This window comes from Blattabacterium cuenoti (assembly GCF_014251235.1).
GTDB classification, from domain to species: domain Bacteria; phylum Bacteroidota; class Bacteroidia; order Flavobacteriales; family Blattabacteriaceae; genus Blattabacterium; species Blattabacterium cuenoti_AF.
The window spans coordinates 25,405-51,188 of record NZ_CP059181.1; the positions used below are offsets into that span (position 1 = coordinate 25,405).

Below are 25,784 nucleotides of genomic sequence, written 5' to 3' on the forward strand. Positions count from 1 at the left end.
ATAAACTTAGTGTTTAAGTACATAAACTTTTATCTACCTTTATATAAGTATTTTTTAATTTTTTTTGGATCCAATTTTTTATTTTCTTATCCATTTTTTTTTTGTTTAAAAAATTTTTTAATTCTATATAGTCTTCTTTCAATGAAATTGTATGAGAATATTTTTTTTCTAATAATTTAAAAATAAAAAATTTTTCTTTTCCATTATAAATTTCTTTATAAGGTTCTGATACTTCTCCTATTTTTAATTTCTTTAATTCTTTTTTCATATTTTCAGAAATATTATTTTCTTCTAACCATATTTTTTCAAAAACAAAAAATTTTTTTCTTTCTTGACTAGTATAATTATTCAATATATCTTTAAAAGATAATTTTTGGTTTTTATATAAAATATTTTTCATCTTATATATAATTGATTTAGTATGTATTAAATCATCATTCGTATATTTAGGTTGAATTAAAATATGTCTTATATCTACTTTTTTTTCTCTATCTTTTTCTAACATTATTAAATGAAAACCTAAGTCTGTTTCAAAAGGTTCAGATATCTGTTTTTCTTTTAATGAAGAGATTACATATTCGAACTCTTTTGATATATTTTCTTTATTTAGTCCAGTAATTAAACCTCCATTTAATGAAGATGAATAATCTTCAGAGAATAAAATAGCTTTCATAGAAAAATCATTATCAGAATGAATTTCTTTCTTAATTCTTTTTAAGAAATCTATAATTTTATTTCTATTTTTATCACTATAAATTGGAGATATCATCATGTAAGAAATACATACTTTATTAGGTATGACAGGAAGTTTTTCTTTCTGTAAAAAAGATTTTATCTCTCCAGGAGAAATTTCTGTCTCATTTTCCATATTTTGATAGAAAAGTTCTATATATTGATCATTTCTAATATTTTCTGTTAGTTTTTCTATATCATCATTTCCTAATCCATTTCCAATTTTAGGAATATTATTCTCTATTTTTGATTGTATTTCCTGATCTGTTATTTTTTGTATCATTGGATTTTTTTTCATATAATAAAGTATCAATTTTTGATTGATTAAATATTCTAAAACTTTACAATATGTTTTAGATTTATTATTAGATAAATAACGTTTCACTTCTGAATCCAATATTATTTCATCTCCTACAATAGCAGATATCCCATCTACTTTATCCAAAGTATCTAAAGCAAAGGAAAAACGAAATAAATAAGAAATAATTATTAAAATAAACAAAAACTTCTTTTCCATTTTATAGTAAAATTTTATTTTTAGATAATAATTGCAATTTAAGTGAAAAAAAAATTTATTAACAAACGAAATTATTTATGGTTTTAATAGCTAAAAAATTATCTAAAAAATATAAAGAAAAAATTATAGTAAAAGAAGTTTCTTTTTATTTAAATCGTGGAGAAATAGTTGGATTATTAGGACCAAATGGAGCTGGAAAAACAACTTCTTTTGATATGATAGTTGGTATTACTAGACCAGATAAAGGTAAAATATTTCTTTATGAGAAAGACATAACAAAATATCCTATGTATAAACGTTCTAGGATAGGAATTGGGTATTTATCACAAGAATCCTCTATTTTTAGAAAACTATCTGTAGAAGATAATATTTTATGCATATTAGAAATGAAAAAAAATTGTTCTAAAGAACAAATAAGAATAAAAACAAAAAAACTTCTTGAAGAATTTAGATTAAAAAATATACGAAAAAGACGTGGAAATTTACTATCTGGAGGTGAAAGAAAACGTACTGAAATCGCTAGATGTTTAGCTTTAGATCCTTCATTTATTCTTTTGGATGAACCTTTTTCCGGTATCGATCCTATATCTATAGAGGAGCTAAAAAAGATTCTTTTTTCTTTAAAAAAAAAGAATATAGGAATATTAATTACAGATCATAATGTTCAAGAAACTTTTACGATAACAGACCGTATTTACTTAATATTTGAAGGTGAAATTTTAAAATTTGGATCATCTAAAGAATTAAAAAATGATCCTATAGTCAGAGAAGTTTATTTGGGAAATTATTTTAAAAATCATAGTTAAGTTAGAAAAACATGAATCATCGTTTTTTAGAAAAAGAGGTAGTCGCATTGTTCCTAAATGGAACCCCACCTAAAATTTATTGCAAGAAAAAACACTATTATAAAAAAATATTTTCTGTGGATGGAGCATTTCATTATATAAAAAAAATTGGGGTAAAGGTTGATTTTTTTATTGGAGATTTTGATTCTTTTCCGAAGAAAAATCTTCCTTCTTTTGGAAATAATGTTTTAGAAAAAAAAAATCAAAATCAGACAGATTTTGAAAAAGCTTTAAATATAATATACAAAAAAGGTTTTTTTAATATCAATGTTTGGGGTGGTAGTGGAAAAGAACAGGATCATTTTTTAGGAAATTTGTCTACTGCATTAAAATATAAAAAGAAATTATCCATAATTTTTCATGATGACTATCATTCTTATTTTTTTTCTGATAAAAAAAATTTTTTTTATCAGAAAAAAAATAAGAAAATATCTCTTTTTCCTTTTCCCGAAGTAGAGGGAATATTTACTCGTGGTTTAAAGTATCCTATTTCTAATGGTTTATTAAAAATAGGAGAACATATAGGAATAAGAAATGAAGCCTGTAAAAATAAAATAGAAATAAGTTATCAAAGAGGAGAATTATTAATATTTATAGAAAAATAAATTCTATTTTTTCAAAAAAAAGTTTATTCTGGAAAGAATTTCATCTGTATGTCTTTCTAAGACACAAAAATTATTCATTTCTTTTAACATATTCATTGAAAAATGAACATATCCATGATAAATCATATTACATACAAATGCAGTTTGTTGAATTGGTCTTAGAAATTCATCTATAGTGAAATTATTTTTTTCTCCAGCATGAAAAGATTTTTTATCTGCACCGGTTGTAATAGATACCAACAAATGTTTTCCAGATAAAGTTTTCTTTTCATATAAGTTTGTAAAAACTTTATCTTTCCATTCTTTTAGAAGTGATGGATAACTATACCAATAAAATGGAAACTGAAAAACAATAAATTTTACATTAAAAATAATTTTTACTTCCTCTTCTATATTCACTTTAAAATCTGGATAAAGATTATATAGATTTCGTATGAAAATATTTTCATGACATTTTTTGGAAAGATTCTGCACGATTATTCTATTTAAAGTAGATTCTTCTATATTTGGATGAGCTACTAAAAACAAAACTTTATTTTCCATAAATCAAAAAAAAAGTTAGAAATTCAAATCTAATTTTTGAATCATATTTTTTACATGAAGAAAAGACTTATTTAATAAAATTTTTTCTTTTTTATTTAATTTAATTTCTATGATTTTCTCTATACCATATTTACCTAATACAACTGGGACTCCCAAATAAATATTTTTTAATTTATACTCTCCTTGTAAAAATACAGAACATGGAAAAATTCTTTTCGAATTTTTTATTATAGCTTCTACCATTTGAATAACAGATGCACTAGGAGAAATCCATGCTGATGTCCCTAGCAAATTTACTATTTCTTCTCCACCTTTTTTTGTTTTTTCAATAAGTACATTATTTTCTTCTTCTGAGAGAAATTCCATAAGTGGAATACCTGAGATAGACGTATATCTATATAAAGGGACCATAGTATCTCCATGTCCACCTAATAGTAAAGTATGTATATCAAGAGGAGAACAATCTAGTTTTTTTGATAAAAAAAAACGATATCTAGCAGTATCTAATATTCCTCCCATACCCATAACACGAGAAGAATCAATCTTCGCTGTAAGATAACTTATATATGTCATAACATCTAATGGATTAGATACAATAATAAGTTTTGCATTTGGAGAAAAAAAAATAGATTTTTTAGTTACAGAACTAATAATTTTTGCGTTTATATTAGCTAAATCATCACGGCTCATTCCTTTTTTCCTAGGAATTCCAGAAGTAATAATAATGATTTCAGAATTTTTTGATTTAGAATAATCATTAGTAACACCAAAAATTCTTGTATTTGATCTAATAATGGAAGACATTTGAGATATATCTAAACTTTTTCCTTCCGATAACTTTTCCTTTGTATCTATTAAAATAATTTCATTAACTATATCTTTTTGTGCTAAAAGACTAGCACATGACGTTCCTACATTTCCTGCTCCAATAATAGTAATCTTCATTGTTTTTTTTCTTTTTTATAAATGTATGAATTTTTCAAAGGATTAAATAATTCTATAACTTTGTTTTTCTAATTTAAATGAAAATACAATTTCTATTTTTATGAACGAAGATTTTATTAGAAAAAACTTCTGTCTCAGGCATATAGGTCCATCTGAAAATGATATCAATCAAATGCTAATGGTTTTAAAATGTAATTCAATGAATGATTTGATAAAAAAAATCATTCCAGAAGGAATACTTTTTAAAAAAAAATTGAATATCCCAAATTCTATCGAAGAACATAAATATATCAATCATATTTTTAAAACTGGAAAAAAAAATAAAATTTTTCGTTCCTATATAGGATTAGGTTATAAAAACAGTATCACCCCAGCAGTCATTCAAAGAAATATTTTGGAAAATCCAAATTGGTATACTTCTTATACTCCTTATCAATCAGAAATATCTCAAGGACGTTTGGAAGCTCTAATGAATTTTCAAACTATGATATCTGATCTTACTGGAATGAAAATTAGCAATGCCTCCATGTTAGATGAAGCATCAGCTGCAGCTGATGCTATGCTAATGGCTTATAAAAAAAATATAAAAATTAATAATAAGAAGAAACAAAAAAAACCTTGTTTTTTTGTTTCTGATGAAATATTTCCACAAACATTTTCTGTTTTGCAAACGAGATGTTATGGTATGGGAATTAATATAATAAAAGATAGTCATAATAATTTTAAATATTATTATAAAGAAAATATATTTGGAATTTTTCTTTCATATCCTACTTCTTTAGGTGAAATTTATGATTATAGAGAATTAGTTCAAAAAGTAAAGAAAAAAAATATATCCGTTATTGTAACAACTGATATACTCTCTTTAACCTTATTAACTCCTCCTGGAGAATGGGATGCAGATATTGTTGTAGGGTCCACTCAATCTTTTGGTATACCTATGGGATATGGAGGACCTTATGCTGCTTTTTTATCTACTAACGAAAAATTTAAACGTCTACTTCCAGGAAGAATTATTGGAGAATCAATAGATAAAAAAAATAAGAAATGTTTTCGTATGGCATTGCAAACAAGAGAACAACATATAAAAAGAGAAAGAGCTACTTCTAATATTTGCACATCTCAAGTTTTACCAGCTATAATGGCTTCCATGTACGCTTTATATCATGGTCCAATGGGTTTAAAATTTATAGCCGAAAATATTCACTATCATACAAAAAAATTAGAACATGTATTATTGAATAACATTGGTGGTATTGATCAAATTAATATTTCTTATTTTGATACTATAAGAATAAAAAAAAAGGAAGATAATTTTTCTTTAGAAAAACTAAAAAAAATATCAAAACGTAAAAAAACTAATTTTAGATATATAGATAATAACCATTTAACAATTACTTTAGATGAAACTTCTACTGAAAAAGATATACATCACATAGTATCTATTTTTCATGATGTAAATGGTTTAAATAGAAAAAAATTTGATAAATTTTTTCTTTTGACTAAGATCAACGAAAAACACAGAATTCCTAATTTTATAATCAGAAAATCTAATTACTTAGAACATCCTGTTTTTCATAAGTTTCATTCAGAAAATGAATTGATGCGTTATATAAAAAGATTAGAAAAAAAGGACCTTTCTTTAACTCATTCCATGATTCCATTAGGTTCATGTACTATGAAATTAAATGCTTCTTCTGAATTGCTTTCTCTTAGCCAGCCTGAATGGAGAAATATTCATCCTTTTTCTCCAAAAGATCAAGCTAAAGGATATGATTTAGTTATTAAAAAATTAGAAGAATATTTAAAGGAAATAACTGGATTCTCAGGAATATCTTTTCAACCTAATTCAGGAGCACAAGGAGAATATGCTGGACTTATGGTAATAAAAACTTATCATCAATTTTTAAAAGAAAAAAAAAGAAATATAGCACTAATTCCTTCTTCTTCTCATGGGACAAATCCTGCATCAGCGATTATGGCAGGAATGAAAGTTGTTATAATTAAAACTAAAGAAAATGGTTCAATTGATGAAAATGATTTGTTAAAAAAAGTGAAAGAATACAAAAGTTTTATATCTGTACTAATGATGACTTTCCCTTCTACTAATGGTATTTACGAAGATCATAATATAAAAGATGTCATAAATATTATTCATAATAACGGAGGACAAGTCTATATGGATGGAGCAAATATGAATGCACAAGTGGGCTTAATAAAACCGGCTCATTTAGGGTTCGATATATGTCATTTAAATTTGCATAAAACCTTTGCTATTCCTCATGGAGGAGGAGGTCCAGGAATGGGGCCTATATGTGTGGCTCCTCATTTAAAACCCTTTCTTCCAATTCATCCATTATCCTATCATCAAAAAAAAGTTAAAAATAAACTAACAATATCCTCTTCCCCATATGGATCATCTCTTATTCTAACAATCTCTTATGCTTATATTCGTATGTTAGGTCCAGATGGTTTGAAAAAATGTACAGAAGTTTCTCTATTAAATGCTAATTATATGAAAGAAAAATTAAAAAATGATTATGAAATATTATATGTAGGAAAAAACAATAAAGTAGCTCATGAACTTATTATAGACTGTAGAATGTTCAAATCTATTGGAATAGAAGTAATAGATATTGCAAAAAGAATGATGGATTATGGATATCATGCTCCTACTATATCTTTTCCAGTAGAAGGATGTATGATGATAGAACCAACGGAAAGTGAATCAAAAGAAGAAATAGATCGTTTGATTGATGTTTTCATTAACATTCGTAATGAGATTTATGAAATAGAAAGAGGAATCTATTCTAAAAAAGAAAACGTTTTAAAAAATGCCCCACATAGTTTAGATTTATTAACAGGTAATAATTGGGATTACCCATATACTAGAGAAAAAGCCGCATATCCATTAAAATGGGTAAAAGAAAGAAAATTTTGGCCTTCTATTAATAGAATAGAAGAAGCTTACGGAGATAGAAATTTAATTTGTGTATGTACTTAATTAAAATTTAGAAAATTTAGAATATGGAGTAACATGAATAGAATCAAATATATTTTTTTTATATTTTAATAAACCAGTAATGGCTATCATTGCTCCATTATCTGTCGTATACTCTTTATTTGGAATAAATATTTCCCATTCTTTATTTTTTTTTGCAAAAAGGAGGAAGCTTTTTCTAATTTCATTATTAGCAGATACTCCTCCTGCTAAAGTAATTCTAAAAATACCTGTTTGAATAGCTGCTTTTTTAATTTTATCTATAAGTATTTCCGCTATAATTTTTTGTATAGAAGCACATAAATCAGATAAATTTTTTTTTATAAACAAGGGATCTTTTTTCATTTTTTCTTCTATAAAATATATAATTTGACTTTTTAATCCACTGAAACTAAATGACAAACCTTTTACAGTTGGTTTAGAAAATTGAAACTTTTCAGAGGATCCATTTATCGAAAAATATTCTAATAGAGGTCCTCCAGGATAAGAAAGGCCGAGAACTCTCGCTACTTTATCAATAGTCTCTCCTACAGAATCATCTAAAGTTGATCCTAATATTTTCATTTTAAAAAAATCACTAATTTTTACTATTAGAGTATGTCCTCCACTTATAATTAAAGATAAGAAAGGAAATTTTGGAAAATAATTATTCATATTAGAATTTTGTATAAAATGAGAGAGAATATGCCCTTGTATATGATTGACCGTTAACAAAGGAATGTTTAAACCCATAGAAAAAGATTTTGAAAAAGAAGAACCTACTAATAAAGGACCTATTAACCCTGGACCTAAAGTAAAAGAAACTGCATCTATTTCTTCTTTATTTATCTTTGCATTTGATATAGCTTTATTAACAGCTAATATTAAGTGTTTTTCATGTAATCTAGAAGCTAATTCTGGGACTACCCCTCCATATTTTTTATGAATATTTTGATGAATGATGACATTGGATAAAACTTTTCTATTCCTAATGAGAGAAACAGCAGTATCATCACATGATGTTTCTATTCCAATAATAATAAGTTTTTTTTCCATAAAAAAAATAACAATATCTTTAAAAAAAAATGAAGAATGATTTTTTACATAAATTTTTTCTTCATAATAAGAAGAAGATATATATATTTTGTATTATTATTTCCTTTTTAGGACTAATTAGCACTGTTAGTTTCTTTTATAGAAAGAAAATACAAGAAAAAATAACCATTTTTTTTACGAAAAAAATGGTTAAATCTATCGATGATACAATCATTGTAAAAACTATTGATATCAACATCCTAAAAAAGGAGTTTATTTTTTATGATGTTAAAATAATGGATCATCATAGTTCCTCCTTAATTTATATTCCTAAGTGTAAAATTTCTATTAAAAGTTTTCTGAAATTTTTTTTTCAAAGTTCTAAATCTATAGATATAAACAATATTCTGATTAAGAATCCAATAATTTTTATAAGAAAATATTTAAATGAAAAAGAAAACAATTTATTTTTCTTTCTAAGGAATTTTTTTTTTCAAAAAAAGAAATTAAGAGAAAAATACGTAAAGACAATTAATTGTTCTAATATAGAAATAAAAAACGCCTTTTTTACATATAAAAATTTCTCTTCTAAAAAAATTTATTCATATTCCTTTTCAACTTTTGTAAAAAATATTAGAATTGACAGAAACAGAAAAAAAGAAATAGAAGCTTCTATTTCTTCTTTTAAACCAAATAAAAGAATAAAAAAAAATTTTTTTCACATAAAAAATTTTTTTTGTCATTTTATATTTTCACCTTCAAAATTAAAATTTCATAATTTTTTTATAAAAACGTCTAACAGTTTTTTAAGTGGAAAAGTAATATTTTATAATTCCGAAAATGGTTCTTTTTTAGAAAAGAAAAATATGAATATATGTGGGGAAATTTTTAAAGGATCCAAACTAGGTGAAGATATGATTAGTTTTTTTTGGAAAAAAAAAACTAATCATAGTGATAGACCCAATTATTTTTTAGTTCATGGTTTCATCAATGGGAAATTGAATGAAAAAATTTCTCTTTCTAAAATTGGAATAAAAAATTCTTTTTTTAAAAAAGTATTAGCAGAAAAAATTGATATTTTTTATGATACCAAAAAAAAATGGAAAAAAATACAATTTTTTAGAGTAAAGTTTCAAACTTGTATTCAAGTTATACAAAAAATATTTCCGTCTTATTCTATACTAAAATTTTTTCCATTTAGAAAGTCTTTTTTTTCTTATAATGGAAATTTAACCGTCAAAAAAAAGTGGATAAAAATAAATGGAAATATAAAATATAAAACTTCAAAAGTTAAATTAGAAGCATTTATTATTTCTAATAATAAAAATAAGTCTATAGAATATAGAGGAAAATTTTTTACAAAAAAGAATTTTATTTTTTCAGGAAAAAAAGATACTTTTTATTCTTTAATACAATCGAAAATACCTGATTTTTCATCAAAATTGTTTGTTTTTAATTTTAAAGGAATTTTTTATAAAACGAATTATATAAAAAAGATCAAAAAAAATGAAATAAATCGTTTTTTAATTTCTCTTTTTTTTCCTTATTCAGGGGTGAAAATTAATTTCAATGGAAAAATAAATAATATTACTGGATTTAAAAATTTTTCTATAAATGTTTTAAATAAAAAAATATGTAATATGATTATTGGTAATATTTATGGAAATTTCAAATGGAATAATTTACTATATTTTTTCAAAAAAAATTTTTTATCCTTTATAGATGAGAAAAAATCAAAAATACATTTTCCTATTTCTATTTCAAAAAATGAATACGTTTTTTTTAATTTCTCTATTAAAAAAGCTTTTTTTAAACTATTTCATCCAAATAAAAAAATAAAAATTTTATCAGATGTATTGATAATAGGATTATATAAAAATAGTTTTTTTAATATGAATTTTTTTGTAAAAGAAAAAATACAATTAAATGAAACACTAATTGAGTCCATTCGTTTAAAAATAAACAATCATAAAGTAGAATTCTTTATTAGAAGAATAAATTTTGAGAATGTTTTATTTCAAAATCTAAATTCTTTAGTTCTTAATAAAAAAAATTATTTGTGGATTAATCTAAACTTTTTTCATAAATTCAAAAAAGAAGAATTGAATTTCATTTTTAAAAAAAATGATCATTCAAAAAAGAAAAACAATTTTATTGTTTTATTTCCTCTTCATTCTAAATTGGAAATTAATGGAAATAATTGGAACATTATTAATCAAATAGATAAAAATATAGGTAAAATAAAATTAGATTTTATCAATCGTAAATATATATTTGAAAATATAATTTTTTCTTCGAATGAAAAGAAAGAAAAACTGATAATAAACGCTAATTTTTATAAAAAACATTATAGAAAATTTAATCTTTTTCTAAAAAATGTAGAATTAAAAAAAATTACTCTTGCAAAAAATTTTATAATTGAAGGTTCAGTAAATGGTTCCTTTATTTTTGAAATAAATAAAAACAGAAACATCATTCCAAATTATGTGAATATTTTAATCAAAAAAGTATCAATAAAAAAGACTATTATCGGAAATTTTTATATTCATTCTTTTCCAAACAGTTCCAAATTATATGGAATTTTAGAAAAAAATTCATCGAAAATTATCTTTATATCTGGATATATAAATAGGAAATCTACTATTAACATTAATTTGAATATAAAAATAATAAAATTAAATATTAGTGATATTTCTTTTCTATGGGAAAAAACAAATTGTATACCTAGAGGTATTATTTCAGGTAAAATACAACTTTATGGAAAGTTAGATAACCCACATCTTTATGGAACTTTAAAAGTTGATAAGTTTGGAATAAAACTAAACTCAATCAATACAGATTATGAAATAATAAGTCCTATTTATCTTAAAATTATTCGTAAATACTGTTTATTATCAAATTCTTTTTTTATAGATAAAAAATACCATACAAAAGGAAATATAAAAGGAATTTTTTGTCATAAAAATCTTTTAAAATGGAACTTTCATTTGTTAATAAAAAGCAAAAAACTACTTGTTTTAAATACAAAAAAGAAACAAAACGTCTTTTTATTTGGAAAAATATTCTCTCAAGGAGAAATGAAAATTATTAAAAATGAAAATCATATCAATATATGTATGGATAAAGGTAATATTCTAAATTCTTCTCATTTATATTTTAATACAGAAGGATTGAAAAAAGATAAAAAAATTGTTGAAAAAAATCAAAAAATCATAGATTCAGAGAAAAAAAATGAAAATGATAAAAATTTATTTTTTATAGACATAAAAACACATATAAATGAAAATACAAAAATATCCATTTTATTAGATGAAAAAATAGGAAACTTTATAGAATTAAGAGGAAGAAAAAATGGTTTTATTTTTTTAAAAAAAGTACCTAATCAAAAACTTAAAACAAGTGGAAAATATTTTATAAAAGATGGATTATATTATTTTTCTAATCAAAAAAAAACTCCAATTTTTAAAATAGAAAAAAAATTTAAAATAAAACCAGGAGGTTTTATTACTTGGACCGATAATTTTAGTTATTCTAATATAAATTTAACAGCATTTGATATAAAGTATGTATCAAATGCTATGGAGTATTTATATGATATAAATCATTTAATGAATAACAATAACTTAATGATTCTTACAGAATTAAGAATAAATATTCATGGAGATTTACAAAATCCAGATGTGAAAACAGACATTTTTTTTCCAAAAAGTAATGAAGAATTGCAAGATAAATTATCTTATAAATTAAGATCATACAAAAACGAAAAAAATATTCAATTTTTTTCTATTTTAACCATAGGAAAATTTTTTACAAAATTTTCTTCTAAAAAAGATTTTATAAATCTATATACTTATAATATATTATTGAAAATAATAGGAGATTATATCTCCTATTATTTGTATCCGTCTTTTCATATAAATTTTGGAATTCTTAATAATCAAAAAGAAAAAAATTTACTTTCTTCAATATATTATGAAATTAATGATCATCTTTTTATAAAAAATAATATCAATTTATTTGGAAATAATAAAGGATGGAAAAAAAATTGGATTTCTAGTTTAATAGATTTTCAATTGAATTTGGATATTCATTCAATAGAAAATAAAAATTTAAAACTTATTTTTTTTTCTCGTCCAAATAATTTTTTTTCATCTAAAAAAAAGACTTTTTTAAGTGATTCTTCTCAAATTTACGGAAGCCGTTTAACTTATTCTATTTCATTGGATGATTTATTAAAGTTTATAAAAAAATTTTTTTTTAAACAAAAAAAAAACATATTTTCTAAATAAAAAACCATTGAAAAAGAAGCTTGTACATCTTAAAAAGAAAGTTTTGTATCTTAGTTTTTTTAAAAATTGAAACTAAAAAAAATATATAACAATGATCCTAAGATATAATACAGACGAAATAGATAATACTATTATAAAGAAACTTAGCATAAATGCTAGAACTCCATATACTGAAATTAGCAAACAAATAAGTAAAAAAATAAAACCATTATCTGTTGGAACCGTTCATGTAAGAGTTAGAAAACTAGAAGAAGCTGGAATTATAAAAGGAAATACTCTAATTATAGGATACGAACCATTAGGTTTTCATTTAATAGCTTTTGTTGGAATTTTATCTAATTCTCGTGAATCAAAATTAGTAAAAGAAGAACTAAAAAAAATACCAAATATTGTACAATTATATATTACTTCTGGTAAGTATAATCTTTTTTGTAGAATTATAGCAAAAGATCCTTCCGATGCTAGAGATGTAATCTCTAAAATAGGAAATATAAAAGGAGTTCTTAGAACAGAATCTACAATATGTCTAGAAGAAAGTATTAATAATGAAAATAGATTACTTTCAAACATTTTACAAAAACATAATGAAGTCTACAATAGAAATAGAAGAAAATTTAGTTAAATTTAAACCTACGTAATCCTTCTACTTTTACTTTATTTCGTTTTTAATTTAATATGGAATATCCTTTTTTCTATTCTTTTTTATTTTTTATTATCCTTAACGGAAAATTGCATGGTCTCAATTTTTTTTAAAGATAATGATTAAATTATCAAAATTTTACACAAAAAAAATCAAAAATAAGATTATTATTATTATAGCAATCTTATTATTGACTTTTTCCTTTCCAAAAAAAAAAATCTTTAAATATGAGTTTTACAAGGGAGATTTTTGGTTATACGAAGACCTTTTTTCTCCATTTAATTTTATCATTTCAAAAAATAGTCAAGACATTTACTTAGAAATTACAAAACTAAAAAATAATCAGGATTTCTATTTCGATAAAAATAAAAATTTTGTTATAAATATAAAAAAAAAACTAAAAAAATTTCCTTTTATAAGGAAAAATAAACTTTTTTATAAAAAAGCCAATAAAATTATAAATAAAGTATATAAATATGGATACATAAATTATCATTTTTTTCTGAAAAAGAATACTTCTATTTTTTATAGAAAAGAAAAAAATAAGAAAGATTGGACATTTATTTCATCTAATAAAATTTATACTTTACATAAAGTAAACAATCTTATTAAAAAAGAAATTCCTATAAAATACGATCGTAAATTTTTACGAAAAACATTGAAAAAAATTATAGTTCCAAATCTTTATTATAACAAAAATTACACTGAAGAAATTTTATTTAAAAAAATAAAATCCACTATTAAAATAAAACGATTGATTAAAAAAGGAGAAAAAATTATACAAAAAAATGAGATTATAGATAGAGATAAATTTCATGTTTTATCCTTATTTAAAAAAAAATATGAATCTATAGTATGGAATAAAAAAAAAGAATATGGGACAACTATAGGTTATTTTTTAATAATATCCACTATTTTTTTTATATTATTTTTATATATTTTTTATTTCCAAAATAAAATATTTAAAAATATTAAAAAAATAAATTTTTTAATAATTAATATATTATTAATATCCTTTATAACTATTCTTACTTTAAAATTTCATTCTAAAATATTATATTCAATACCTTTTTGTATTTTACCTATAAGTGTTCGTGCTTTTTTTAATCTAAATTTGAGCTTAATTTTCCATTTAACAACAATTTTATTATTGTCTATAATCACACCACATCGTTTTGAATTTATCTTTCTCCAAATAGTTACAGGTTTCTTAGTTCTTTTAACAAAAAAAAATCTTTATAAAAGAGAAAATTTGTTTCTATCTGTAATAAAAATATTTATTGTTTATATAATAACTTTCAGTTCACTCAGTTTAATACGTGAAGGAACTTTTAATATTACTAAGGATACTTTATCTTTATTTTTTTTTAGCGGAATATTGACTTTATTTGTTCATCCTTTAATATTTCTTTTTGAAAAATTATTTAATTTTACTTCTGATATTTCTTTATTAGAACTATCTAATATTAATACTCCTGTATTAAGATTATTATCCAAAAAAGCTCCTGGAACTTTACAACATGTTTTAACTGTAGCAAATATAGCAGAAGAAGCGGCTTTTTCTATAGGAGCTAATTCCTTATTAGCAAGAATAGGGGCAATTTACCATGATCTCGGTAAAATTGAAAATTCTCATTTTTTTATTGAAAATCAACAGAATACAATAATAAATCCTCATGAAAAATTAAGTCCAAAAGAAAGTGCTAATATTATTTTGAAACATGTTACAATAGGAATAAAATTTGCAAAAAAATATCATTTACCTGATACTATTACAGATTTTATCCGTACTCATCATGGAAATAGTATTCTTCATTTTTTTTATGAAAAACAAAAAAAAAAATACCCAAATATGAAAATTAACGAAAAACAATTCCAATATTCCGGACCAAAACCATTTTCAAAAGAAACTGCTATCGTAATGATTTGTGATTCCGTTGAAGCAGCTTCTAAAAGCATAAAAAATCCATCTAATCATGATTTAAAAAATGTAGTAGAAGACATTATTAATAAACAAAAAAAAGAAAATCAATTCTCTAATGCGGATATCACTATGAAAGAAATAGAAAAAATAAAAAAAGTACTTCAAAAGAAATTAATCAATATTTATCATACTAGAATAGTATATCCTAATTCATAACAATTTATTTAATTTTGCTTATTATGTCTATCTACTTTAGATTTGTAAATTTATAAAATAAATATTCGGAGAATTGCCGGAGTGGTTAACGGAACAGTTTGCTAAACTGTCGGTGTAATAAAAACACCGCGTGGGTTCGAATCCCACATTCTCCGCTTAATAAATAGAATAAAACTAGATAAAAAATAGAATAATTACGCGGGGTATAGCGTAGTTCGGTTATCGCGCCTGGTTTGGGACCAGGAGGTCACAGGTTCAAATCCTGTTACCCCGATTATTTTGATCACGTAGCTCAAATGGATAGAGCTACTGCCTTCTAAGCAGTAGGTTACAGGTTCGAATCCTGTCGTGATCATTTTTTTTAATTAAGATGTTTTATTTAGTTTATTTTTATTAGTTAATTTTCCTTTTAATACTTCATCTATCATTCCGTAATCTTTTGCTTCTTCAGAATTCATCCAATAATCTCTATCAGAATCTTTTTCTATTTTTTCTATAGAAGAACCTGAATGAATAGAAATAATTTCATAAAGTTCTTTTTTTAATTTTAAAATTTCACGAACTGTTATTTCAATATCAGATGCTTGTCCTTGAGTTCCACCCATAGGCTGATGAATCATAATTCTAGAATGTTTTAATCCAGCTCTTTTATTTTTAACTCCAGCACAAAGCAAAACAGCGGCCATAGAAGCAGCCATTCCTGTACATATAGTAGCTACATCTGGTTCAACTATCTGCATAGTATCATATATACCTAAACCAGCGTGAACATCTCCTCCTGGAGAATTAATATATATTTGTATATCTTTTGAAGAATCTACAGATTGTAAAAACAACAATTGAGCTTGTACAATATTTGCTACTTGATCCTCAATGGGTGTTCCTAAAAAGATAACACGGTCCATCATCAATCTAGAAAAAACATCCATTTGTGCTACATTTAATTTACGTTCTTCTACAATATAAGGAGTCATCAATCTAATATATTGATCAATAAGTAAACTATTGATTCTTTGATCTTTTGTTGCATATTTTATAAATTCTTCTGAATTTTTCCTAAAATAATTCATATTGAAAAGAATAATCGAATTTTCAAATGTAATCATAATTCCATTATTCTATAGGATTAAAAAGGATAATTTATAAAATTCTCTAATCTTGAAAAACAAATTAAATTTATATAAAAAGCTAGCTCTTCAAACTATATTGTATTCTATAGGAACTATTTTACCAAAAATTATTAATTATGCGTTCCTAAAATTTTTTACTAAATCTCTAAGAAGGGAAGAATTTTCTCTTTATACAGACATGTATTCTCTATCTTTTATAGTAATAGGTTTCCTTTCATTTGGATTAGAAAATACATATTTCAGATTTTTATCTAAAAGAAAAGAAGATAAAGAGATTATTTTTTCAACAGGAGTTATCATTCAATTCATCATTACTTCTCTTTTCCTAATTTTTTCCATTTATTCTGTGAACTATTTAGTTTCTGTTGCTGGATATAAAAAACATCCAGAGTATTTTTTTATGTTTTTTTTAATCATATTTTTTGATACAATTTGTATTCTTCCAATGGCATGGCTTCGTGCTCACGAAAAAGTTTTAAGATTTACGATGATAAATGTTATTAATATATTATTACAATCTTTTTTTATTAGATATATGTTTTCCTTTCATCTACTAAAAAATAAAACTTCATTTTTATCTTTTATTTTTGAATTTGTGAATTCTTTAACAGATAAAACTGGTTTTATATTTTTTGCAAATATGATTTCTTCTTTTTCAAGTTTTATTTTAATTACTCCTATTCTTTTAAAAAAAGTAAACATAAAAAATTTTAATAAAGTTCTTGCGAAGAAAATGTTAAATTACGGTATTCCAATAATGCTTGGAACCCTCTCTTTTTCTTTTAATGAAAATTTAGACAAAATTTTCATTAAAAGATGGCTTTCTGATGAAATAAACGGAGCATATTCTGCTTGTTATAAAATAGCATCTTTTATGAATTTATACATACGTGCTTTTAGACTAGGAATAGAACCTTTTTTTTTTAAAAAATCCGAAGATTATGACGCTAAATACTATTATGAAGAAATAATTTATTTATTTATCATATTAGGATTGATTTTTTATGTATTAATATGTGGAAATATTTCGATTCTTGTAGGTTTTTTGATAGATAAAAAATATCATACAGCTATTTCCATTATTCCAATAGTAATGATGGGAAATTTGTTTTTAGGAATATATACAAATCTATCTATTTTTTATAAAATAATAGATAAACCTATAATTGGAACTTATATTTCCTTAATAGGAGTTTTCGTTACTATACTTTTCAATATTATATTCATTTTTATTCCTCATAGGAATTTTTTAATTCCTGCATGGGGAACATTAACATCTTATGGAAGTATGGTAATAGTTTTATATTTTTGGTGGAAGAAAAATTTTTTAAAATTTTATAGAAAAATATGGAGTGTTATTCTACATCTAATACTGTCCGTAACTTTAGTTAGTTACATATTTTTTTATGAAAGCAGAATAGAGGTTAGTTTATTTTTACAATTATTGTATATCATCCTTGTATTTTTATTTGAAATCAATAATTTTATTTAAAAAAAATATTTTGTATAAAATAGATAATAAAAAAAATGTAATAATATTAAAAGCTAATATAAAAAATTCCATGAATCTAATTTCTTTCGGAAGATCTTTAATACCAACAGGGTACTATATAAAATTGAAACAACTTAGAGAAAACAATTTCTTTTTGATTGAAAAGTTAATTAACCCTATAAATTTTTGTATTCTTCATTTTTCAAAAGTGAATAATATCATGAAAAAAAATCAAAATATTTTTGAGATTAAAATAGTTTTATTAAATATTTCTTTAAAAGAAATAAAAATTAAACCTCATGATAAAATTGCTGTAATGAGAATTGGAAAAAAATTTGAAATAGAATGGAAAAAATCTTCATATCTAAATAAAAGTGTAAGAGGAGATAATAGTTTCGGAAGTACTGGTATATAAAAAATTTTTTATGAAAATTATAATTCCTATGGCTGGAGAGGGGACACGTCTTCGTCCACATACTTTAAATACTCCTAAACCGTTAATATCCATTGTTGGAAAATCGATCTTGAAAAGATTAATAGATAATTTATCTTTTTTTCTTGAAAATTTCTTAATAGAAGAAATTATATATATAATATCCTATAAGGAAAAAGAAATAGAAGAAAAATTAAGAAATATTTCTAATGAAATAGGAATTCCTAGTATCGTATATTTTCAAAAAAAACCATTAGGGACTGCAGATGCTTTATTACAAGCTAAAAATTCATTAATAGGTCCTATTATAATTTCCTTTTCAGATACTTTATTTTACCATAAAAAATTTAACAGTGTAGACAAAAAATTCGATAATATCATATGGACTAAAAAAGTAAAAGATCCCAACTTATTTGGAATAGTTCAATGTTCCTTATCAGGTTATATTACTAATTTTATAGAAAAACCAAAAAACAATATATCTAATTTAGCAATTATTGGTCTTTACTACTTTAAAGATGCTTCTATCTTAAAAAATGAACTGCAATATTATTTTCTTAAAAAAGAAGATAAAAATAAGAAAAATGGAAAAGAATATCAGTTAACTTCTGTTTTAGAAAATATGAGAAAAAAAGGAATTAAATTTTTTAGTCAAGAAATCCATGAATGGATGGATTTTGGTAATAAAAAAAAAATTGTATCCTCTAATTCTAAAATATTAGCCTTAGAGTATAAAAAATTCAAGTTAATTCATAAAGAATCTGTTCTAAAGAACAGTTTAATAATTCATCCTTGTTATATAGGAAAAAATTCAACCATAGAAAATAGCATAATAGGACCTTATGTTTCTATAGGTAACTTTTCAAAAATCGAAAATAGTAATATAAATAGATCTATTATTCAAAATAATTCTAGAATTAGACATGCTTCTTTTTCTAATTCTATAATCGGAAATTATACTTCTTATATCGGAATATCAAAAGAAGTAGATTTAGGAGACTATTCTATGATAAAAGAAATTTTGTAAATTTTCTTTTCAAATAAAGAATTCATAATTTTTTTTATATTTGGATAAAATTTCCGTCCAATGAAATTTATTTTATCTATACTACTTGGAACATTTGGAACTACAGAAATTGTGGTTATTGTCATTCTTGCACTTTTACTTTTTGGGGGTAAAAAAATACCAGAATTAATGAAAGGGTTGGGTACAGGATTGAAAGAGTTTAAAAAAGCTTCTGAAGGGGATAATACTGAAGAAGAATAAAAATTTTTTCTCTTTCTTTTTTCTGTCAATGATTAGCATTTATTAACTAATTAATGACAACAATAAAAAATATTATGTTTTGTTTGCTATTTTTTAAAAGTATGATTATACAATCAGCATCAAAACCGTTTATTGTTGAACCAAAAAGTGTATATAAAAAAAATATTCCGATTAAAAAATTTGATTTAAATCATCTATCTAATATAGATAACTTATGGAAAAAGTTATTTAGGGTAAAAAGAAAATCTTTCAAAAAAAAGAAATCCGCAAAAAATATTATTATAACTAATATTAATTCAGATGAATTAAGATTAAGAATTTATCATCTTAATCAAAAATCTCAAATGAAAATATTAAAATATAATACGATTATACATGCTTCTGTAGAAAGTTATCTTCGTATGGGTAGATACATAGGAAAACTCATTTCATTAGCTGAATACTATTTCCCTATTTTTGAAGAAAAATTTGATAGTTTTTATCTTCCTAAAGAATTAAAATATATAGCAATTATAGAATCAAATTTAAATCCAAAAATTACGTCTAAAGTAGGAGCTAAAGGTATTTGGCAATTTATGAATGAAACTGGAAAAACATATCATTTAAATGTGAACAGATTCTATGATGAAAGAAATGATCCAATTAAATCGACAGAAGCCGCTTGTAAATATTTTAAATATTTGTATAAAAAAATAGGAAATTGGGAATTAGTATTGGCCGCTTATAATGCTGGACCGGGAAAAATAGATCAAATTATCCAAAACAATAAAGGAAAAAAAGATTTTTGGGGTCTTTTGGATTCTCTTCCAAGAGAAACAAGAAATTACATTCCAAAATTTATTGCCATTAATTATGTAATGAATTATTATAAAGAACATAATATTATTCCATTTCATCAACATCATCATCTTAAATATAGAGATACAATTCTAGTCCCCATAAAAGGAAAAGTTTCTTTAAAATATTTATCCTCTTTATTAAAAATACCTTATAAAGATCTAATTTTTCTAAATCCACAATATCTTGTAGACGTTATTTCTCCTGGAGAAAATATTTTTATAAGATTACCAAAAATAAAAAGTCTCATTTTAAGAGAGAGAGGAAAAGAAGGATTTTTTTCAAGAAAAAAAATTAACTACTGAAGAATGAAAAATTATGAATGAAAAAAATAAAAAATTTGAACAAAAGAAAAAATCCTTAAAGCTTGTATTAGAAAAAATGGAGAAAACATATGGAAAGGGGACGGTTATGTGTATGGGAGATACCCATTTAGATAATTTAGAAATTATTTCTTCTGGATCTATTAGTTTAGATATTGCTTTGGGGATAAAAGGGTTTCCTAAAGGTCGAATTGTAGAAATATTTGGACCAGAATCTTCTGGAAAAACAACTTTAGCCTTACATGCGATTACTCAATCCCAAAAGGAAGGAGGTTTCGCTAGTTTTATTGATGCAGAGCATGCTTTTGATAGTATTTATGCAAAGAAAATAGGAGTAAATATAAAAGAATTGATTATATCTCAACCGGATAATGGAGAACAAGCTCTTGAAATTGTTGATAATTTAATACGATCTGGAGTTATTGATCTAATTGTGGTCGATTCAGTTGCTGCATTGACACCTAAAAGTGAAATTGAAGGAGAGATGGGTGATTCTAAGATAGGATTGCAAGCTAGACTGATGTCACAAGCTTTAAGAAAGCTAACATCTAGCATAGGAAAATCAAAAAGTATTCTTATTTTTATTAATCAATTACGAGAAAGAATTGGTGTTTACGGAAATCCAGAAGTTACGACTGGTGGTAATGCTTTAAAATTCTATTCTTCTATTAGATTAGACATAAGAAGAGGAAATCAAATAAAAAATGGAGAAAAAATATTGGGAAATAGAACTAAGGTTAAAGTAGTAAAAAATAAACTTTCTCCTCCTTTTAAAACTGCAGAATTTGATATTTTATATGGAGAAGGAATATCAAAAATAGGAGAAATTCTTGATCTTGGAGTTAACTTAGGTATTATAAAAAAAAATGGATCTTGGTTTAGTTATGGAGACCTAAATTTAGGTCAAGGAAGAGATTCCGTAAAAGAATTTTTAAAAGATAAAAAAAATATGATTTATGAAATACAAAAAAATATAATAAATCAGTATCTTCAATAAAAGAATTAATATATGAAAATTACTTTTTTAGGGACTGGGACATCACAGGGTGTTCCTGTTATTGGTTCTCAACATCCAGTCTGTTTATCTAACGATTCAAAAAATAAAAGACTTAGAAGTTCTATTCTTTTAGAAAAAAGTAGTAAAGTATTTTTAATAGATTGTAGTCCAGACTTTCGTTATCAAATGTTAAGGAATAATTCTAATAAATTAGATGCTATTCTGATTACACATGAACATCAAGATCATATAGGTGGATTAGATGATATCAGGTCTATTAATAAAAAAGAACCTATTCCAATTTATGGACTACGTCGTGTTTTAAAAAGTTTAAAAAAACGATTTTACTATATTTTTTCAGATAAAAAAAAACAAAATATTTCAAACATTTCACTACATGAGTTAGATGGATGTGCTGATTTTTTTTTATTAGAAGGAACCTTTAGAGTTTTTCCTTTATCTATCCGTCACGGAGATTTACCAATCTTAGGTTTTCGCATAAATAATTTCGCATACATTACAGATGCTAGTGATATACCTATTTTTACTAGAAAAAAATTGAAAGGATTAGAAATTTTAGTTTTAAATATTTTAAGAAAAACTAAAAAAAAATCTTTCGATTCTAATTTGTTAGAATCATTAGAAATAATTCATGAAATAAATCCAAAAAAAACTTATCTAACGCATATTAGTCACCTACTAGGATTCCATGAGAGTATACAAAATAAACTACCTAAAAATGTGTATTTAGCCTATGATGGTTTAACCATGGAAAATTCATAATTTTATTATGTATGAATAAAAAACATAATTGAATCAATGCTTTTTTTTCATTAAAAATTTGATATCCTTTTTTTTTCAAAAAAAATCAAAACATATGCGAACGTTAAAAAACATTTTCTTTTCTACAAAAATGACTTCTATTTTATTTATACTTTTGGCTTTGTCAATGTCTATTGCAACGTTCGTAGAAAAAAAATATTCTACAGATATAGTAAAAATATTTTTTTATGAATCCACTTGGTTTGAAATCCTTGTATTTTTATTTATTATAAATTTAATAGGTAATATATGGAAATATAAATTATGGAAGAAAAAAAAAATTCCTTTGTTCATTTTTCATTTATCATTCGTGTTAATTTTCATTGGAGGAATTTTTTCTAGATATTATAGTTTTGAAGGTATAATGTCTATTAGAGAAGGAAATACAAATAATAAAATTATTTCTAGAAAAAATTACATAAAATTACAAGCAAATCAAAATGATTATGAGATGTCTTATCATGATCCTTATATTTTATCATCTTTTCATTATGGATATAATGGAAAATTTCTTTTCAAAGGAAATATTATAAAAGTTAAAATTATTGACTATATTCCTTGCGCAAAAGAATTTATTTCTAATAAAAATCCTTCAGAAAAAATTATAAAAATCATTTCAACAAATTTAATAGGAAGAGAGGAAAATTATTTAAAATATGGAGAAAAGAAAAAGATAAGAAATATATATTTTTCTCTTAATAAAAAAATTCCTTTAGGAATACAAATTATGGAAATAAAAGATAAACTTTATGTTAAGTCTTCGTATTCCGGAGAGATTATGAACATGAAAAATCATAAAATTTTCTTTTTTCCAAAAAATGTTTCTATTCCTTTAAAAATAAAACACCTATATAAGATTAATGGAAGTTCTATGCAATGGGTATTTCCCGAAGGGATAATTAGAGGAAAATTAAAATACATCCAATCATGTGATCAAAAAGAAGACTCAGAAAAAAAAGAAGCAGCTATTACTGCTATTATATCGTTTAAAAATAAGTCAAAATTAATAACATTTTTAGGAAAAAAAAATAAGATAGAAATGAGTGAGCCTTTTTCGTTTAATCACTTAAAAATTTCTATAGGATATGGCTCAATTTTATATAATCTTCCTTTTTCTTTAAGATTAAACAAATTTCATGTTAAAAACTATCCAGGATCTGAACTCCCATCATTTTTTATCAGTCATGTAACATTATTAGATAAAGAAAAAAAGATAAATTATCCAATTTACATGAATCATGTTCTTAATTATAAAGGTTATAGATTATTTCAATCTGGATATGATCCAGACAAAAAAGGAACACATTTTTCTGTGAATAATGATTCTTTAGGGACAAAAATTTCTTATATCGGTTATTTTTTTATGAGTATAGGAATGTTTTTAACTTTATTTTGGAAAGGAACAAGATTTTACCATCTTAAAAAAAAACTAAGAATTTTATCTAAAATTTCTTTTTTTATACTATTTTGGATAAGTGGATATCATTTTCTTTTTTCTAATCATCATGAAACATTTCAAAAAATTTCTCTGGAAGAAATATCAGACAACATCCATATATCCAAAAAACATGGAAATAATTTTAGTCGTTTACTTGTACAAGATGATAAAGGAAGAATCAAACCCGTTCATACTCTAGCATTAGAACTCCTTAGAAAGATACATAAAAAGAACCATATAGGAAATTTAGATGCAAATCAATGGTTTATTTCTATTCATCAAGACAATATTTTTTGGACTAAAATTCCTTTTATTAAAGTAGATAAAAGAGGAGGTTTTAAATTTTTAAATAAGGTCAAAGCAAATAAAGATCATTATACTTCTATAATGAATCTTTATAAAATAAAGATATCAAAATTAAAATTTGTTTTGCAAGAAGATTATGAAAAAGCTTTTTCCAAAGAACCCTTTGAAAGAAACGATTATGATAAAGCAGTCATTAATCTTAGTGAACGAGTAGGTATTATTCATGGTATTTTTCAAGGAAAATATATTCGAATTTTTCCTATTCAGAATGATCCTAATCATACATGGTCTAGTTGGATTAGATCAGATTCTGATCAATTAAATCCTAAAGGATTATCAATGTTTCATCATTATCTTCAATCTTTGTTTTATGCACAAAATGAAAAAGATTGGAATATAGCAAATAATGAAATAAGAAAAATACGATTATATCAGATTAAAAATGCTAAATCTATATTACCTTCAGAAAAAAAAATATCAATGGAAATTCTTTACAATCAACTAAATATTTTTTATTTATTACCTTTTTTTTACGTTTTTATAGGTTTTTTTATTCTTTTTTTATCCTTTATAAAAATTTTTTATTCAAATAAATTGATTTTTATATCATCTAGGATTTTGATTTCTATTTTATTCCTTCTATTTTCTATTGAATTTTTAGCTTTAGTTTTAAGATGGTATATTTCTGGACATGCACCATGGAGCAATGGATATGAGTCAGCAATATTCCTTAGTTGGTTGTTAGTAGGTATAGGATTTCTTTTCTATAAAAATCAATTTGTATCTGCTCTCTCTTCTTTAAGTTCCTCTATTTTATTATTTGTATCACATGGTAATTTTATGGATCCAGAAATAACTAATCTTGTTCCTGTATTGAAATCTTATTGGTTAATTATACATGTTGCTATTATAACATCTAGTTATGGTTTTTTTTTTATAGGATCATTTTTAGGTTTTTTAGTATTGATTTTATATATTTTAAAGGGTTCAAATATTATGATCAATAAAAAAATTCAAATTCATATTGATAAATTAACTATTATTAATGAAATGAGTTTGACGATAGGACTTTTTTTATTAACTATAGGTACTTTTCTTGGCTCTATTTGGGCTAATAGTAGTTGGGGTCGTTATTGGAGTTGGGATCCAAAAGAAACATGGGCTTTAATTAGCATAATGGTTTATGCCTTTGTAATACATCTTCGTATAATTCCAGGAATGAAAAGTCAGTTTTTGTTTAATTTATCGAGTATAGTAGCTATACTATCTATCATTATGACTTATTTTGGAGTAAATTACTATTTATCTGGACTACATTCTTATGCTAATAATAGCGGTGAAAGCTCTTCTTTTCCATATTGGTTCTTTTACAGTATTCTAATTTTTGTAACCATTATAATTTTATCGTATTCCAATTATAGAAAAAATAGTATAAGAAAAAAGTGAACGTTTATATAAACGTTGATAA

Annotated in this window: 19 protein-coding genes and 3 tRNA genes; 17 read left to right on the top strand and 5 right to left on the bottom strand. The window is 23.5% G+C overall.

Annotated features, from left to right (window positions below; genetic code table 11):
* Positions 1–13: 13 nt before the first annotated feature.
* Positions 14–1,249, bottom strand: a complete 1,236-nt coding sequence (locus H0H78_RS00105; protein ID WP_185851010.1) for a peptidylprolyl isomerase — start codon at positions 1,247–1,249, stop codon at positions 14–16.
* Positions 1,250–1,326: 77 nt separating this feature from the next.
* On the opposite strand from H0H78_RS00105, the gene lptB reads away from it, so the two are divergent.
* Positions 1,327–2,055 carry an LPS export ABC transporter ATP-binding protein gene (lptB, locus tag H0H78_RS00110; RefSeq protein WP_185851011.1) on the top strand — a complete coding sequence of 243 codons (729 nt, stop codon included), beginning with the start codon at positions 1,327–1,329 and terminating at the stop codon, positions 2,053–2,055.
* 11 nt (positions 2,056–2,066) lie between these two features.
* The gene (locus H0H78_RS00115; protein ID WP_185851012.1) at positions 2,067–2,699 is read left to right on the top strand and encodes a thiamine diphosphokinase; all 633 of its coding nucleotides are present in this window, start codon (positions 2,067–2,069) and stop codon (positions 2,697–2,699) included.
* A gap of 3 nt (positions 2,700–2,702) precedes the next feature.
* Here H0H78_RS00115 and H0H78_RS00120 read toward each other — a convergent pair whose 3' ends face one another.
* Positions 2,703–3,242, bottom strand: coding sequence for an NAD(P)H-dependent oxidoreductase (locus H0H78_RS00120; protein ID WP_185851013.1), 540 nt, complete (start codon positions 3,240–3,242; stop codon positions 2,703–2,705).
* Positions 3,243–3,257: 15 nt separating this feature from the next.
* Positions 3,258–4,187 (bottom strand): malate dehydrogenase, encoded by a 930-nt coding sequence (mdh, locus tag H0H78_RS00125; protein ID WP_185851014.1) that lies wholly within the window; start codon positions 4,185–4,187, stop codon positions 3,258–3,260.
* Between the two features lie 100 nt (positions 4,188–4,287).
* Here mdh and gcvP point away from each other — a divergent pair, with 100 nt between their 5' ends.
* Entirely contained in the window at positions 4,288–7,191 is a 2,904-nt protein-coding gene (gene gcvP / locus H0H78_RS00130; protein WP_185851015.1) for an aminomethyl-transferring glycine dehydrogenase, read from the top strand.
* Here gcvP and tsaD read toward each other — a convergent pair whose 3' ends face one another.
* Positions 7,192–8,223, bottom strand: a complete 1,032-nt coding sequence (gene tsaD, locus H0H78_RS00135) for a tRNA (adenosine(37)-N6)-threonylcarbamoyltransferase complex transferase subunit TsaD (RefSeq protein WP_185851016.1) — start codon at positions 8,221–8,223, stop codon at positions 7,192–7,194.
* A gap of 185 nt (positions 8,224–8,408) precedes the next feature.
* On the opposite strand from tsaD, the gene H0H78_RS00140 reads away from it, so the two are divergent.
* The 6 genes from H0H78_RS00140 to H0H78_RS00165 all read left to right on the top strand — a co-directional run bounded on the left by H0H78_RS00140 (position 8,409) and on the right by H0H78_RS00165 (position 15,626).
* A complete protein-coding gene (locus H0H78_RS00140; RefSeq protein ID WP_238783758.1) occupies positions 8,409–12,491 on the top strand; it encodes a translocation/assembly module TamB domain-containing protein in 4,083 nt (1,360 codons plus the stop codon).
* A 91-nt stretch (positions 12,492–12,582) separates the two neighbouring features.
* Positions 12,583–13,113 carry an Lrp/AsnC family transcriptional regulator gene (locus H0H78_RS00145; protein ID WP_185851017.1) on the top strand — a complete coding sequence of 177 codons (531 nt, stop codon included), beginning with the start codon at positions 12,583–12,585 and terminating at the stop codon, positions 13,111–13,113.
* A gap of 136 nt (positions 13,114–13,249) precedes the next feature.
* Complete coding sequence (locus H0H78_RS00150) at positions 13,250–15,271, top strand: HD family phosphohydrolase (RefSeq protein WP_185851018.1); 2,022 nt, start codon at positions 13,250–13,252, stop codon at positions 15,269–15,271.
* 67 nt (positions 15,272–15,338) lie between these two features.
* Positions 15,339–15,426, top strand: a tRNA-Ser gene (locus H0H78_RS00155).
* Between the two features lie 44 nt (positions 15,427–15,470).
* Positions 15,471–15,545, top strand: a tRNA-Pro gene (locus H0H78_RS00160).
* 7 nt (positions 15,546–15,552) lie between these two features.
* Positions 15,553–15,626, top strand: a tRNA-Arg gene (locus H0H78_RS00165).
* A gap of 10 nt (positions 15,627–15,636) precedes the next feature.
* Here H0H78_RS00165 and clpP read toward each other — a convergent pair.
* Positions 15,637–16,341, bottom strand: a complete 705-nt coding sequence (gene clpP, locus H0H78_RS00170; RefSeq protein ID WP_185851243.1) for an ATP-dependent Clp endopeptidase proteolytic subunit ClpP — start codon at positions 16,339–16,341, stop codon at positions 15,637–15,639.
* 88 nt (positions 16,342–16,429) lie between these two features.
* On the opposite strand from clpP, the gene H0H78_RS00175 reads away from it, so the two are divergent.
* From H0H78_RS00175 to ccsA, 8 genes are all read left to right on the top strand, one after another.
* Positions 16,430–17,893 (top strand): lipopolysaccharide biosynthesis protein, encoded by a 1,464-nt coding sequence (locus H0H78_RS00175; RefSeq protein ID WP_185851019.1) that lies wholly within the window; start codon positions 16,430–16,432, stop codon positions 17,891–17,893.
* 10 nt (positions 17,894–17,903) lie between these two features.
* Positions 17,904–18,308, top strand: a complete 405-nt coding sequence (locus H0H78_RS00180) for a dCTP deaminase/dUTPase family protein (protein WP_238783759.1) — start codon at positions 17,904–17,906, stop codon at positions 18,306–18,308.
* A gap of 10 nt (positions 18,309–18,318) precedes the next feature.
* Positions 18,319–19,353 carry a sugar phosphate nucleotidyltransferase gene (locus tag H0H78_RS00185; protein ID WP_185851020.1) on the top strand — a complete coding sequence of 345 codons (1,035 nt, stop codon included), beginning with the start codon at positions 18,319–18,321 and terminating at the stop codon, positions 19,351–19,353.
* 60 nt (positions 19,354–19,413) lie between these two features.
* Positions 19,414–19,593 carry a Sec-independent protein translocase subunit TatA/TatB gene (locus tag H0H78_RS00190; RefSeq protein ID WP_185851021.1) on the top strand — a complete coding sequence of 60 codons (180 nt, stop codon included), beginning with the start codon at positions 19,414–19,416 and terminating at the stop codon, positions 19,591–19,593.
* Positions 19,594–19,694: 101 nt separating this feature from the next.
* Entirely contained in the window at positions 19,695–20,735 is a 1,041-nt protein-coding gene (locus H0H78_RS00195; protein WP_238783760.1) for a lytic transglycosylase domain-containing protein, read from the top strand.
* A 13-nt stretch (positions 20,736–20,748) separates the two neighbouring features.
* Positions 20,749–21,750: a recombinase RecA gene (gene recA, locus H0H78_RS00200; protein WP_185851023.1), complete on the top strand. Its 1,002-nt coding sequence runs from the start codon at positions 20,749–20,751 to the stop codon at positions 21,748–21,750.
* Between the two features lie 12 nt (positions 21,751–21,762).
* The gene (locus tag H0H78_RS00205; RefSeq protein ID WP_185851024.1) at positions 21,763–22,533 is read left to right on the top strand and encodes an MBL fold metallo-hydrolase; all 771 of its coding nucleotides are present in this window, start codon (positions 21,763–21,765) and stop codon (positions 22,531–22,533) included.
* Positions 22,534–22,627: 94 nt separating this feature from the next.
* The gene (gene ccsA / locus H0H78_RS00210) at positions 22,628–25,762 is read left to right on the top strand and encodes a cytochrome c biogenesis protein (protein WP_185851025.1); all 3,135 of its coding nucleotides are present in this window, start codon (positions 22,628–22,630) and stop codon (positions 25,760–25,762) included.
* Positions 25,763–25,784 lie beyond the last annotated feature (22 nt).